This is a genomic window from Paraburkholderia sp. J8-2 (genome assembly GCF_905220195.1).
Taxonomy (GTDB): domain Bacteria; phylum Pseudomonadota; class Gammaproteobacteria; order Burkholderiales; family Burkholderiaceae; genus Paraburkholderia.
In genome coordinates this window covers 1-13,629 of the sequence record NZ_CAJMZA010000029.1, presented here as the reverse complement: position 1 = coordinate 13,629, position 13,629 = coordinate 1, and the positions used below count along the sequence as shown (strand labels likewise).

The 13,629-nt window shown below is 65.3% G+C and carries 11 protein-coding genes; 6 read left to right on the top strand and 5 right to left on the bottom strand.

Annotated elements, in window-relative coordinates; translation table 11 throughout:
* Positions 1–40 precede the first annotated feature (40 nt).
* Complete coding sequence (locus U5A52_RS34940) at positions 41–1,213, top strand: epoxide hydrolase (protein WP_321938533.1); 1,173 nt, start codon at positions 41–43, stop codon at positions 1,211–1,213.
* 3 nt (positions 1,214–1,216) lie between these two features.
* On the opposite strand, the gene U5A52_RS34935 is transcribed toward U5A52_RS34940, so the two are convergent.
* Positions 1,217–2,179: a fatty acid desaturase gene (locus U5A52_RS34935; protein ID WP_321938531.1), complete on the bottom strand. Its 963-nt coding sequence runs from the start codon at positions 2,177–2,179 to the stop codon at positions 1,217–1,219.
* A 167-nt stretch (positions 2,180–2,346) separates the two neighbouring features.
* Here U5A52_RS34935 and U5A52_RS34930 point away from each other — a divergent pair, with 167 nt between their 5' ends.
* Positions 2,347–3,171: a phosphate/phosphite/phosphonate ABC transporter substrate-binding protein gene (locus tag U5A52_RS34930; RefSeq protein WP_321938529.1), complete on the top strand. Its 825-nt coding sequence runs from the start codon at positions 2,347–2,349 to the stop codon at positions 3,169–3,171.
* A gap of 223 nt (positions 3,172–3,394) precedes the next feature.
* On the opposite strand, the gene U5A52_RS34925 is transcribed toward U5A52_RS34930, so the two are convergent.
* Both U5A52_RS34925 and U5A52_RS34920 read right to left on the bottom strand, forming a co-directional pair.
* Entirely contained in the window at positions 3,395–4,813 is a 1,419-nt protein-coding gene (locus U5A52_RS34925) for a YeiH family protein (protein WP_321915169.1), read from the bottom strand.
* 185 nt (positions 4,814–4,998) lie between these two features.
* On the bottom strand, positions 4,999–6,489 hold the full coding sequence (locus tag U5A52_RS34920; RefSeq protein WP_321938527.1) for an MFS transporter: 1,491 nt from the start codon (positions 6,487–6,489) through the stop codon (positions 4,999–5,001).
* A gap of 189 nt (positions 6,490–6,678) precedes the next feature.
* Here U5A52_RS34920 and U5A52_RS34915 point away from each other — a divergent pair, with 189 nt between their 5' ends.
* On the top strand, positions 6,679–7,479 hold the full coding sequence (locus U5A52_RS34915) for a MetQ/NlpA family lipoprotein (protein WP_321938611.1): 801 nt from the start codon (positions 6,679–6,681) through the stop codon (positions 7,477–7,479).
* 73 nt (positions 7,480–7,552) lie between these two features.
* Here U5A52_RS34915 and U5A52_RS34910 read toward each other — a convergent pair whose 3' ends face one another.
* Positions 7,553–8,926 carry an LLM class flavin-dependent oxidoreductase gene (locus tag U5A52_RS34910; protein WP_321915171.1) on the bottom strand — a complete coding sequence of 458 codons (1,374 nt, stop codon included), beginning with the start codon at positions 8,924–8,926 and terminating at the stop codon, positions 7,553–7,555.
* Between the two features lie 117 nt (positions 8,927–9,043).
* Complete coding sequence (locus U5A52_RS34905; protein ID WP_321938525.1) at positions 9,044–9,955, bottom strand: DMT family transporter; 912 nt, start codon at positions 9,953–9,955, stop codon at positions 9,044–9,046.
* 124 nt (positions 9,956–10,079) lie between these two features.
* Between U5A52_RS34905 and U5A52_RS34900 the strand changes: the two genes are divergently transcribed.
* The 3 genes from U5A52_RS34900 (at position 10,080) to U5A52_RS34890 (ending at position 13,564) form a co-directional block, all read left to right on the top strand.
* A complete protein-coding gene (locus U5A52_RS34900; protein ID WP_321938523.1) occupies positions 10,080–10,994 on the top strand; it encodes a LysR family transcriptional regulator in 915 nt (304 codons plus the stop codon).
* A 139-nt stretch (positions 10,995–11,133) separates the two neighbouring features.
* Positions 11,134–12,531, top strand: a complete 1,398-nt coding sequence (locus U5A52_RS34895; RefSeq protein ID WP_321938521.1) for a dihydrolipoyl dehydrogenase — start codon at positions 11,134–11,136, stop codon at positions 12,529–12,531.
* 52 nt (positions 12,532–12,583) lie between these two features.
* Positions 12,584–13,564: a zinc-dependent alcohol dehydrogenase family protein gene (locus U5A52_RS34890; RefSeq protein ID WP_321938519.1), complete on the top strand. Its 981-nt coding sequence runs from the start codon at positions 12,584–12,586 to the stop codon at positions 13,562–13,564.
* Positions 13,565–13,629: the final 65 nt, after the last annotated feature.

Genomic DNA, 13,629 nt, shown 5'->3' with positions numbered 1-13,629 from the left:
TGGTCCGCTCATTGGCCTGAAGTCGTGCGGATGAACCACCATGCATATCGAACCGTTCGAAATTCGCGTTCCGGAGGAGGCAATCGACGACCTGCGCCAGCGTTTGCGCACCACGCGCTGGGCCAACGCTACGCCCGCCCCGGCGTGGCAACAAGGGGCCGACCATGCATGGCTGCGCGAACTCGTCGCGTATTGGGCAGACGAATACGACTGGCGCGCCGCCGAACGCACGCTGAACCGCCTGCCGCAGTTCATGGCCGAAGTGGGTGACGAGGGCGGCGCGGTTCGCCAACGCGTGCACTACGTGCATAGGCGCGGCAAAGGCCCAAAGCCCTACCCGCTCGTGATCACGCACGGCTGGCCGGGCTCGTTCTTTGAATTCCACGCGCTGCTCGACCGGCTATGCGACCCGGCCGCATTCGGCGCGGACCCGGCCGATGCGTTCGATGTCGTCGCCCCCTCGCTGCCGGGCTTCGCCTTTTCGCCCGCTCCGGCGGCGCCCGGTGCCTCCGCGTTCCAGGCGGCGGACCTGTGGGCCGCGCTCATGCGCGGGCTCGGCTACGAGCGCTTCGGCGCGCAAGGCGGCGACCTCGGCGCGGGTGTGTCTATCGCGCTGGCCGCGCGGCACAGTCGGGCCGTGGAGGGCATTCACCTGAACTTCCTGCCCTCTTCGTACGAACCCACCGTCGATGCGGCGCAAGCCCCGCTCACTCAGGCGGAGCAGGATTATCTGCGTGAAAAGGCCGACTGGGCGGCGCTTGAGGGCGGATATGCGCATATGCACGCCACGAAGCCGCAAACCGCGGCGGCGGCGCTCAACGACTCACCCGCGGGACTTGCGGCATGGATCGGCGAAAAGTTTCGCGCATGGAGCGACTGCGACGGCGTGATCGAGCGCCGGTTTTCGAAAGACACCTTGCTGACGGACCTGTCGCTGTACTGGTTCACCGGCAGCATTGGCACGTCCATGCAGATGTATTGGGAAAACCGTCTCCAGCCGTTTCGCTTCGCGGCCGGGCAACGCGTGGCGCCGCCCGTCGCGTTCGCGCGCTTTCCCAAGGAGATCAATCACCCGCCTCGGTCGTGGGTCGAGCGAGTGTTCGACGTCGTGCAATGGACCGACATGCCGCGCGGCGGCCATTTCGCCGCCATGGAGGAACCCGACCTTCTCGCCGCCGACATTCGGCGCTTTTTCAAACGCTTGCGCCAGTGACTGTCACTGTGCCGCGTTATCGCCGAACGGATGCGCGGGCGCATCCGTCGCGCGCCAAGCATAGCGCCTGAAGAGCGCGGCGTAGCCTTCGATCACGAAACCGCCGCACTTGTGGAGATAGGCGTCGCGCCGCATGCGGTAGGCGCGCGGCAGTTGAAACCACGGCAGGCGCGGCAGATCGTGGTGCACGAGATGGTAGTTGTTGTTCAGATACAGAAAGCGCATGACGAGCCCGGCCTCATTGATGGCGATGCGCGCCTTGGGATGCGACGCCGCGCGATGCTCGTACAGCGAGCGAACCATCGCGAGTCCAAGCGCGGGCCAGGTAACAACTGCGAGATACCACCACCACGGCACGCCCGCGTAACGCTGCACACACGCGAGCAGCAGCAAGACGGCGGCGAGGTGCGCGAGCCACATCGGCACGTGTCGCCAGTCGCCGCTGCGCAGCGTTTGCGCCGCACCGGCGAGCATCGCGGCCACGCTCATGGGCGGCCCGATCACCACACGCCCCACGAAGCTCTTGCGTGCGTGCCATAACACGCGATGCCAGCGCGGCAGGCGAGCCCATTGCTCGTGCTGCACGTAGTTCGTCTCGGGGTCGATGCCGGGCACGGTCAACGCTTCGTCGCGGTGATGCGCCATATGGCTTTCGCGGTACACCGCATAGGGGAACCACACCGCAAGCGGTGGCCAGCCCAGTGCCATATTCAGCCACGCGAACCGGGTGGGATGCCCGTGCAGCAATTCATGCTGCAGCGACATATGCCATGCGCACAGCACGATGAGGCATGGCGTGGCGGCCGCAAGCGTAAGTGCACTTGAACGCAAGAGCGCCAGCACCGCAAACCAGCCGCCGTAGATCACGGCGATCAATAGCCAGGTGGGCCACTCCGTGCGCGCGGTGAAGCCTGTGCCGAGCGCGGCGACTTCCCGCGCGTGGTCTGCGTCGAAGTATTCGGCCATGTGCGCCAGCTCCCGCGATGAAGGATGGTGCCACTCCATACGGAGAGCAAAGCAATTCAGGTCCTTACCATACCGAACGCGAGATGCTTCACCAACCAACGAATTGCCATTTGCTTATTTCACCGCGCTGCGCGACGCGCCAGCGTTGCGTGGCGTAGAATGCGCCGATGACCCGCTGGATCGCCTCCCTGCCGATGTACAACGTGACACCGCACCACGCGGCGTTGTGGCGCTCGCTCTTGAGCGAGAGCGTGGCGGTCTTTGCGCGTTCGTTCGACCCGGGCGAGGTCACGATCATGAACTCGCCCGAGGGCGAGCTCATGCCACACTGGCGCCGCAAGGATTTACTGCTCTCGCAGACCTGCGGGTTTCCGTACCGGATGCTCGGCCTTGCCGACGAAGTCCAACTGATCTCGACGCCGATATTCGACGCCCCCGGTTGCGAGGGCCCGCGCTATCGAAGCGTGCTCGTCGTTTCAGCGCAGGCGTGGGAACGAGGCGCGAACATGCTCGAAGCATGTCGCGGCCTGCGCGCCGCCTGCAACGGTGTGGATTCGCATAGCGGCATGAACGCGTTTCGCCACGCGGTCGCACCGCTCGCACGCGGCGGCCACTTTTTCGCCTCGGTACTCCGGACAGGCTCGCACGCAGGCACGTTACAAGCGCTGGCGAGCGGCAAGGCCGACGTAGGCGCCATCGACTGCGTCACGCTCGCGTTGCTGCGCGATTCGCACCCCGAATCGTTCGACGGCGTGCGGACCATCGGCATGACAGCCTCCGCGCCCGGCCTTCCGCTGATCGCCTCGCGGGCGCTCGACGAGAATCAGGCTCACGCGCTGCGCGACGCGCTGGACACTGCTCTCGCGATTGACCCCGAACGCGCAAGCACGCTGCGCCTGCGCGGATTCGCGAGACTCAGCGGCGAGGCTTACGCTGAAATCGAGGACATGGCCAACGCAGCCGCGCAGCAGGGCTATACCGAGCTTCGATGAACACCTCACGTTGTGCGCGCAACGAATGCGGCACAGCGGTCTTCCGGCTGAGTCAGGCGGTCGTGCCGCAGACATAACCGGCTCTCTCCAACACTCGCGCCATACGCCGACCCGAACGAGGCCAACCCCGCGATGCGCGCCTCCAGCACCGCGCGGTTTTCGGCCCAGTACGCACACTGCGCGCACTGCGGCCGCTTTGCGGAGTCAGCTGCGTCGTTCATGCTCATTGGCCAAGCGCCAGCCAGTACGGCGCGAACACGTGCGCCGAGAGCAGATAGCCGATCACCACATTCACCGCCACGCCGGCCGTGAACGCGGCAAGCGGCCTCACGCCCGTCGACGAAAGCGCGGCGAATCGCGTGGTGAGGCCAATGCTCAGAAAGCAGAACGTGAACGCCCACGTGCGCAACGCGACGATCGGCGCAACGAAGGCCGGCGTGACGACACTGCGGTATTCGGCCAGCGTGTAATGCGACGCGACCCACGTGACCAACGCCGAAGCAATGACGAAGCCGATCACGAACTTCGGAAAGCGGGTCCAGATTTCGCGGGCGCGCGTGGTCGTTTGCACCTCGTCGCCGGCCTCGCGGTCCCAGCGCGTGGTCGCCACGATCGCCAGCACGAAGGCCCAGATGCCGATCCAGATATCACGCCCCACCACCTTCATCAGCACGAATGCCTGCAGCGCCGCGTCGGGCGCGCCCGCTACCGCGCCGCTCGCATGTCGCGCGAGGTCGCCATAGGCCTGGGCGGCGGCGATGCCCGCCGCGTCCGCGAATTCCGAGGTGCCGATCCAGGCGCCGGCAATGCCTGTCGGCAGGCCGAACGCACGCGAAAGCGCGGGCAGCGCGAACACCATGACGATCGCCCACCCCACGACGAGCGTGATCGCCACCGACGCCTGCTCACGCCGCGCGCGCACTGCGCCCGCAATCGCGATTGCCGCCGAAACGCCGCACACCGCGCCGCCCACGCCCAGCACTGCGGCGAAGCGCTGCTCGATCTTCAGCGCCCGCGCGGTGCCATAGATCACGAAGAAGGTGACGAGCGAAACGATGGTGGCCTGCCCGACGGCAACCGGACCGGCCCATGCGATCAACGTGAGCGGCAGCGTCGCGCCGAGCAGCACGATCCCAACCTTGATGTAGAACTCCACGCGCAGCGCCGGTGCGAGCCAGGCCGGCACCGTGAAGACGTTCGAGACAATCAGCCCGAGCGCCAGCGCGATGAGCGGCGGTTCGAGGTTGTAGCGAGTAGCCTGCGCCCACGCTCCCACAATGAAAATGAGCGCCGACACCACGAAGAGGACAAAGAATCCTCTGACGAATTGCGCAACCGGCAAGCCGAGAGCCGCAATCGCCACGGAGAATACGGCCGCGAATCCGACGAACAGCGCCGCGTATCCACCCGCGTGCGCGGCGAGATCGCGCGCGAGTCCGCCGAAGTCGTTCCAGCGCGCCGGCGCCACCGCAAGGCTCTTGATGCTGCCGCCAGAAGCGAAAAGCGCATAGGCAATCGCAATGACGAAAAGCCCGATCGCAACCGCCCACCAGTCTTCCGTACCGAATGGCTTGCGTTGAACCGACACGGCCTGGCCGCCCGCGTGCTTGCCACCCTCTGCTGCAAGAGTCGAATTGCTCATAGTTGGTTTCCCCTGTTCAAACCCCGTTTGCGGCGATCGCTATGTCGCCGTTATCTCACGCTTACGTCACGCTTTTGTCACGCTTATGTCACCGATAAGCAGGCGCAACGCGTCCCGAAGCGCGCGCCTCGCCAATCAGTATGGAATGCTGATCTTCGAAACCAAAATGACTTATTGTGCAATGCTTATGCCGTGGCTGCGTCGCGCGCTTCTGCGAAATCTTCGCTGTCGATGTCGTAGCCCGACGGCTCCCAGCGGATAGCCAGCAACACGAGCAGCGAAGTGAGCGGCGCGATGGCGATCACCCAGAAGACCTTCGTGCCGAGCGCCGCGGCGAGCACGGGAAACAGGAACAGCGACACCGTGGAAGCGGAGCGCACGAGCGTCTGATTGAAGCCCACGCCAATGCCGCGCAGCGAGGTCGGATAGCTGAGCGACGCGTACGTCATGCTGTGCGACCCTGGGCCGAAGCCCTGCCCGAACAGATAGCCGCCGAGCAGCAAAATGGCTAGTGCGACAAGGAAGCCGCTGCCCGGATGGCCGATCAACGCGAGGCCGATGAGCGAGACGAACTGCAGCGTGTGGCCGAGCGCGGTCATTTTCCAGGCGCCAACGGTGGGCGCGGTACGCACGCCAATCAAGCCGCCAACGAATGCGAACAACAGGTTCAGCGTGAGCGCAGCGACAATCGTGGTGAGCGGTCCTTGCTGGAGAAAACTCGCGATGATCACGGGCAGGCCGAAGATGATCGCGTTGTAGCCGAACGAAGACGCCGCGCCGATCGTTGCGGCAAGAATCGTACGGCGGCGATACGTGGCGTTGAAAAGCACGCCGTAATTGCGCCATGATGCGGCGCGCGGCGCTTGCGCAGGCGTCTCGCCGCGTTCGACCACGGCGTCCACGCCATACGTGCGCTTGAGTATGCGCGCCGCGCCCTCCAGATCGCCCTGATTCGCGGCCCACACCGGCGACTCGCTGATATAGCGGCTGCGCACGGCGATGATGACGAGCGCCGGCACCGCGCCGAACGCGAGCGTGATGCGCCAGAGCCAGCCATGCTGGTGCTCGGGCAGGACGGCATAGAGGCCGAGAATGAGCAGATAGCAGGTGCTCGTGGCCGCGTACCACGCGGGGCACCACGCCGCCACGCTGGCCGCCTTGTTGCCCTTGCCCGCCACGCGCGAAAACTCCGCGAGAAACGCCATGGCAACCGGTAGATCGAGCCCGACGCCAAAGCCCATGAGAAAGCGCGCGCCGCCGAGCACCCAGGCGTTGGGCGCGAGCCCGGCCGCGATCGCGGCCACGACGAAGAACAGCATGTCGGCCATGAATACGCGGTAGCGCCCGATGCGGTCGGTGAGATAGCCGCCGAACAGTGCACCGAGAATTGCCCCGAACGTAATGGCCGCCGACACGAAGCCGACCTGCACCGGCGACAGCGAGAATTCGCGCGCGATGTCCTTGATCCCATAGGCGAGCGAGGTGAGATCGTAGGCGTCGAGAAACACGCCGCCCAGCGCGATGGCGATCACGATGCGTGCGTTGCTGCCTTGCGCGGCGCCGGCGTTGACGATACGCGCAACGTCCTGCGCCGAGCGGATCACGGCATGTTGCGGGCCAGGCGCTTGCCCGGTGGCTTCGATAGCTTCAGAAGCGGGAACGGCGAGAGTAGACATGGAAGGGAACGCGCTTGAAAAATGCAATCGCTGCATCCTAGCCATACCGTTGCGCGTCGCAAAACGACGAATCTAGCTAAGCAATGCTCCCAAAATTGGTTGTCCGCTTGCGGCGCGCTCCTTAGCATCGCGCTATCCACAACTCTTCGAATAATGGATCCTATGAAGAAAAGAACCTTGTTGGCCACGATGCTGGCAACGCTTGCGCTGGGCGTGAGTTTCGGGGGTGTGACGCTAGCGCACGCGGCAGACCAGACGCTTCGCGTGGGCATCATGTCGGGCGAAGACGAGGACGTGTGGCGCGTGGTCGCCGCCAATGCGGCGAAGCGTGGCCTCACGATCAAGGTGACCACGTTCTCCGAATACACGCAGCCCAACGAAGCGCTCTCCAGCCACGACCTCGACGCGAACTCGTTCCAGCACAAACCTTATCTGGATGCGCAGATCAAGGCGCGCGGCTACAAGATCGTGCCGGTGGGCTTTACCTACGTGCAGCCTATCGGGCTTTATTCGCGCAAGGTAAAGTCGGTGGCGGACCTGCCGCAGGGCGCGACCATTGGGGTGCCGAACGACCCGAGCAATGAAGGCCGCTCGCTCCTGCTGCTGCAGGCACAAGGGCTCATTACGTTGCGCGACGATGTTGGCCTCTTGCCGACCGCACGCGATATCGCGAAGAATCCGAAGAATATCCATATCAAGGAACTCGACTCGGGCATAGTCGGGCGCGCGATTGGCGATCTGGACGCAGCCGTGGTCAACACGGACTGGGCGGTGAAGTCGGGCATCAAGATTCCGCAGGAGCGGATTGCTCAGGAGAAGGTGACCGGCAATCCGTATCGCAACTTCATTGCCGTGAACGAAAAAGACGCCAACGCGCCTTGGGTGCATGCGCTCGTGGAGAGCTATCAGCAGCCTAATGTGGCTTCCGAGATCGTTGCCGTGTATCACGGCGCGACGCTGCCCGCGTGGAAGGACGCGCCTCAGCAGTAACGTCACCTGATTCACAATCCATCGCCAGTGATTCGTTATCCGAATCACTGGCGATTTTTCATTACATCGTCATTCAGGCCGATTCCGTCACGCGCCTGAACCCCGCCCCCGCATGCCGCTCCGGCAACGTCGGCGCATCGCCAAACAACTTCTCCCGCAACGTGCCAGGCGCATACGCCGTCTTGTAGCGCCCACGCGCCTGCAACTCCGGCACGACGAGATCCACGAAATCCTCATAGCTCTCGGGCACCACGGTCCGGCTCAGGTTGAAGCCATCCACGTCGGCCTCGTCGATCCATGCCTGCAGTTCGTCCGCCACCTGCGAAGCGCTGCCGACGATCGCCGGATAGCGGCCGCCCAGCTCGAACATCTCGAGAAGCTTGCGCCTCGTCCAGCCATGTTGCTTCGCCGTGCGCGTGGCGGATTCGATCGCGTTGCCAGGCGCGTAGTCTACCGGGGCGTCGAGATCGTATTGCGCGTAATCGATGCCCGTGCTCGACGCGAAATGCGCCAAGCCCGCTTCGCGGCTCGCATACTGGCGGTAATCGGCATACTTCTCGCGCGCCTCGCGCTCGGTCGCACCCGGCACCACCGCCGCGCCAACAAAAACCTTCACATCGTCGGGGCGGCGCCCCGCTTGCACCAGCTGTTCGCGCAGCGCGCGCACGGTCTCGCGCGCTGCGGCGCGATTGGGCGGCGAAATGAACACGCATTCGGCATGGCGTGCCGCAAAGCGCTGCCCTCGCCCCGAACTGCCCGCCTGGAACAGCACCGGCGTGCGCTGCGGGGAAGGCTCCGCCAGGTGATAGCCGTCCACGCGATAGTACCGCCCGGCATGCTCCACGCGATGCAGCTTCGCAGGGTCCGCAAAAATACGCGCGGCCTTGTCGCGCCGCACGGCATCCGGCTCCCAGCTACCCTCCCAGAGTTTGTAGAGGACTTCCAGGTATTCGTCCGCGCGGTCGTAACGTTCGTCGTGCGGAAGTTGCTGCTCGAGCCCCATGGCGCGCGCCGCGCTGTCCAGATAGCCGGTCACGATGTTCCAGCCAATGCGGCCTTGCGTCAGGTGATCGAGCGTGGAAAAGCGCCGCGCCAGCAAATACGGCTGCTCGTACGTGAGGTTGACCGTCACGCCAAAGCCGAGATGCTCGGTTACGGCGGCCATGGCCGGCACCACGAGCGTGGGGTCGTTGACCGGCAACTGGATCGACTCGCGCAACGTCACGTCCACGTTGCGCTGATAGACGTCGTATACGCCCACGATATCGGCGAGAAACAGCCCGTCGAAAAGCCCGCGCTCCAGCGTGCGCGCGAGATTTGTCCAGTATGCGAGAGTGCGGTAGTCGGTCGAGCGGTCGCGCGGATGCGTCCACAGCCCGTGATTGATGTGCCCCACGCAATTCATGTTGAACGCGTTGAGCAATATGGGTTTGTTGGCTTTTGCCATTGTAGGGCTTCTCCTGCGGCGTCGAACGGGTCCAATCGTCCATTGGAACAGCCCGCGTCTCGATCCCCTACCAGTTAATTCGCAATTGCATATCAGCTTTGCGGATGTCCGCGCGCCCTACGCTTTCACGGCTTCCTGCATTTCGGCCTGGGGCTCCCGCTTGAGCGCGAAAAGCGAGGCCGCAACAATCAGCATGCCGCCGATCCACGCAGGCACAGAAAGCCGCTCGCCGAGCCACACGCATGCAAAGAGGGCGCCGAACACAGGCTCGCTGCCCATAAGCAACGCCACGCGCGTGGGGCTGCTGCGGCTCACGGCGTAGTTCTGCACGAAGAAGGCGAACAGCGTGCAACCCGCCACGAGATAAATCACGCTGCCCCAGAACACGCCGTGCCCCTGCCAGTGCGGCAACGGCTGCCACTGTTCGGGCGCGACAGTGAGCGCGAGCGCGGCGCAGCCGATCGAAACGACAGCGGACTGCACCGCCGTGACCGTGAGCGCCGGCACGGCACCCGACTTCATCACGCGCTTGACCGCGCACGTGGTCAACGCGCGCAGCAGCGCGGCGAGCACGACCAGCAGGTCGCCGGGGCTCGCCGCAACATGTCCGCCCGTCAGGAGCAGCGCGCCGAACAGCGACACGCCGGCGGCCGCCCATTCCACCGGGCGTGGCGCGCGCTTGAGCCACGCCCACTCTACGACCGGCGTGAGCACCACGCACAGGCTGATGAGAAACGCCGCGTTCGAGGCGTTCGTGAGCGAAACGCCAAACGTCTCGGCCAGAAAGATGCCGAGCAGCAGCAGGCCCGCGCCGAGCACGCCGATGCGCTCGCGCCACATCACGTGACGCAACCCGCGCAGCGCGGGCGAAAGCAAAACAAACGTGATGCCAAAGCGCAGGGCAAGCAGCCCCAGCACCGGGTAGACGAGCAGCGCGCCCTTCACCACGCCATAGCTCGTGCCCCAGATGAGCGCGACGACAACGAGCAGCAGATCGACGGTGCGGGAGGAACGGGTCAGGGCATTCATGGCAGCGGGCTTGCGGATTGGTCGAGGACGAACACATTGTCCGATAATGCTTTCATAGCGATAATCCACTTCACCGGAACATCATTTATGCTTCGAATGCACAGATGATTTCGCCCAGCCAGCCATGACGCTCTCCGACCTCCTGCCCCTGCTGCCCGATCTGGCCACCTTCGCCCGCGTGGTCGATGCCGGTAATTTCTCGGTTGCGGCGCGCCAGCTCGGCAGCACGCCTTCCACCGTGAGCCGCCAGATGCAGCGGCTCGAACGCGCGCTCGGCACGCGCCTGCTGGAGCGCTCCACGCGCAGCCTGCGGCTCACGGAATCGGGCGCGGAGGTCTACCGGCACTGCACGGACATGGTCGAAGCCGCCGCGAGCGCGGCCCAGGCCGCCAGCCGCCTCACTGGCCGCCCGCATGGCCGCGTGAGCATCAGTGCCCCCATTTCGTTCGCGCAGAGCGTCGTTCATCCCCTGATTTCCGGCTTTTTGCGCGCATATGAGGAAGTCGCGGTGCAGCTCATCTTCACCGACCGGGACGTCGACCCCGTGCGCGACAGCGTCGATATCGTGATTCGCCCCACGCCCACGCCGCCGCCGGGGCTCGCGGCGCGCCGGCTCGGCACGCTGCAATGGATGCCGTGCGCGTCCCCCGCTTACCTGCGCGAGCGCGGCACGCCGAAGCACCCGAAGGACCTCGCGCGCCACGACTGCCTCTATCTCGGCGAAACGCCCGACGACAACCGCTGGACGTTCCGGCGCGGCGCGCAAACGCAAACCGTCGAGGTGAAGGGCCGCTATATCGCCAACGACGTGGGCGCGCGGCGCGACGCGGCGCTTGCGGACTGGGGCATTGCGAGCCTGCCCGAATTCGCGGCGGCGGATGCGCTGCGCGACGGCCTGCTCGTGCGCGTGCTGCCCGAGTGGTCATTGGAGCCGCGTGCGTACAGCGGCCCGGTGTGGATGCTGTATCCGCCCAATCGCTTTTTGCCGCCGAAAGTGCGCGTGTTGATCGACTGGCTCGCGCAGCACATGCCCGAGTGAGCGGCGGCCCGCCTCACCTTGCCTCGCCTCGCGTGAGACGATCGGGCATGAACTTGAGCAGCGCCGACATTCACCCACGTACGTCGACCTCCTAGACTGGCACATGTCAACGAATGCATGAGCCCCTCAAGGAAACACGATGCAAACTCTGCGAACGGATGTCGCCATCATCGGCGCCGGCACGGCCGGACTCTCCGCTTACCGCGCCGCGAAGGCGGAAGGTGCGAGCGCAATCATCATTGAAGGCGGCGCCTACGGCACGACGTGTGCGCGTGTGGGCTGTATGCCCTCGAAGCTGTTGATCGCGGCGGCCGAGGCGGCGCACGCGGTGAGTCTGGCGCCGCGCTTCGGCGTGAATCCGCGCGGCATGGAAATCGACGGGCGCGCCGTGATGGCGCGCGTGCGCAGCGAGCGCGACCGGTTCGTCGGTTTCGTCGTGGAAAGCACGCTCGCACTGCCCGAAGCGGACCGCCTGGTTGGGCATGCACGCTTCATCGACGACGGCCTGATCCAGGTTGGCGAGCACACGCGGGTGCGCGCAAAGAGCGTCGTGATCGCAACGGGATCGACGCCCACGATACCCGGGTCGCTCGCGGGACTTGGCGACCGGCTCATCGTCAACGACGACGTGTTCGCGTGGGAGGACCTGCCGCGCAGCGTGGCGGTGGTCGGTTCGGGTGTGATCGGCCTGGAACTTGGCCAGGCGCTCGCGCGGCTGGGTGTGCGGGTCACGTTGTACGGCGGCTCGCACGGCAGCGTGGGACCGCTCACAGACCCGCGTGTGATCGCCGAAGCGCACCGCGTGTTTGGCGCGGAAATGCACTTCGAAACGCAGGGACGTGTCGTATCGACGACGCGCAACGATGCGGGCGTGACGCTTCGCTACGCCCGCGCGGATGGCACGGAGTCCGAAGAGACGTTTGATTACGTATTGGCGGCAGCGGGTCGGCATCCCAACGTGGCGACCCTTGGCCTCGCGAACACCTCGCTCGAACTCGACGCGCACGGTGTGCCGCGCTTCGACCCGGCTACGCTGCAAGCCAGTGGCGCGCCGGTGTTCGTGGCGGGCGACGCGAACGACGTGCTGCCGCTGCTCCACGAAGCCGCCGACGAGGGCCGCGCAGCGGGCCGCAATGCGGCGCGCTTTCCGGAGATCGAGGCCGTTGCGCGCCGCGCGCCGCTTGCCATCGTCTTCTCCGACCCGCAGATCGCGATCGCCGGCAAGTCGCACCGGCAACTGGCGGCGGGCAGTTTCGTGACGGGCGCCGTGAGCTTCGAGGACCAGGGTCGCAGCCGCGTGATGCTCAAGAACCACGGCGTAGGCCACGTCTACGTGGATCGCGCGACACGGCGTTTCGTGGGTGCGGAATGGTTTGGACCGGCGGCGGAGCATATCGGCCACCTGCTCGCGTGGAGCGTGCAGATGGGGCTGAGTGTGGACGACATGCTGGCGATGCCGTTCTATCACCCCGTAGTGGAAGAAGGGTTGCGCACCGCGTTGCGTGACGCCGCCTCGCAACTGAACGACAAGGACTAAGCAAGCTTTGCTTAGGCTACCTCATTAACTCACAAGGGCACACACACCGAAAATGAAAGCGCTCGTTCTCAACCAATACGATGGTCCGCTCGAACTTGTCACGCTCGATCGTCCGCAGCCGCAAACGGGCCAGGTGCTCGTGCGCATTCATGCGGCGGGGCTCAATCCGCTCGACGTGAAGATTCGCGCGGGCAAGGCCGACCATGCGAAGCATCCGTTGCCGCTCGTGCTCGGTATCGATATGGCGGGCGTGGTGGAAGCGGTTGGCGCGGGCGTCACGCGTTTCGCGCCGGGCGACGAGGTGTACGGTATGACAGGCGGCGTGGGCGGCATTCAAGGCGCGTTGGCCGAGTACGCCGCTGTGGATGCGGACCTCCTCGCGCGCAAGCCCGCGAATCTGTCCATGCGCGAAGCCGCCGCGCTGCCGCTTGCATTCATAACGGCGTGGTCGGGCATTGTCGATCGTGCGCATCTGGCGGCGGGTCAGAGCGTGCTGGTTCAGGGCGGTGCGGGGGGTGTCGGACACGTGGCCGTGCAGATTGCGCGGGCGCTTGGCGCGGAAGTCTTCGCGACGGGAAGCGCACGCAACATGGATGTTATTTCGCAGTTGGGCGCGACGCCTGTTGATTATGGCTCACTCAGTGTCGAGCAGTACGTTCAGGCGCACACGGCGGGCGCGGGCTTCGATCTCGTGGTGGACACTGTAGGCGGCAAGACGCTCGACGCTTCGTTTGCCGCGGTCAAGCATTTCGGGCATGTGGTGAGCGCGCTTGGGTGGGGGACGCATGCGCTCGCACCGCTGTCGTTTCGTGAGGCGTCGTATTCGGGTGTGTTTACGCTTTATCCGCTGTTGAGTGGGAAGCATCGCGCGCATCATGGGGAGATGCTCGCCGAGGCGACGCGGCTTGCCGAGGCGGGGAAGCTTGCGCCGCGGGTGGATGCGAGGCGCTTTGCGTTCGCGGATGCTGAGAGCGCTTATGGGGCCGTCGCCGACGGTAGTGCGGCTAGTAAGATTATTGTTGAGATTGGTTGAGGGCTGCTGCGCGCAGGGGTTTTTTTTGCGGGTCCTGGCGCTTTGGCCTTTCCTTGTTTTCGCGG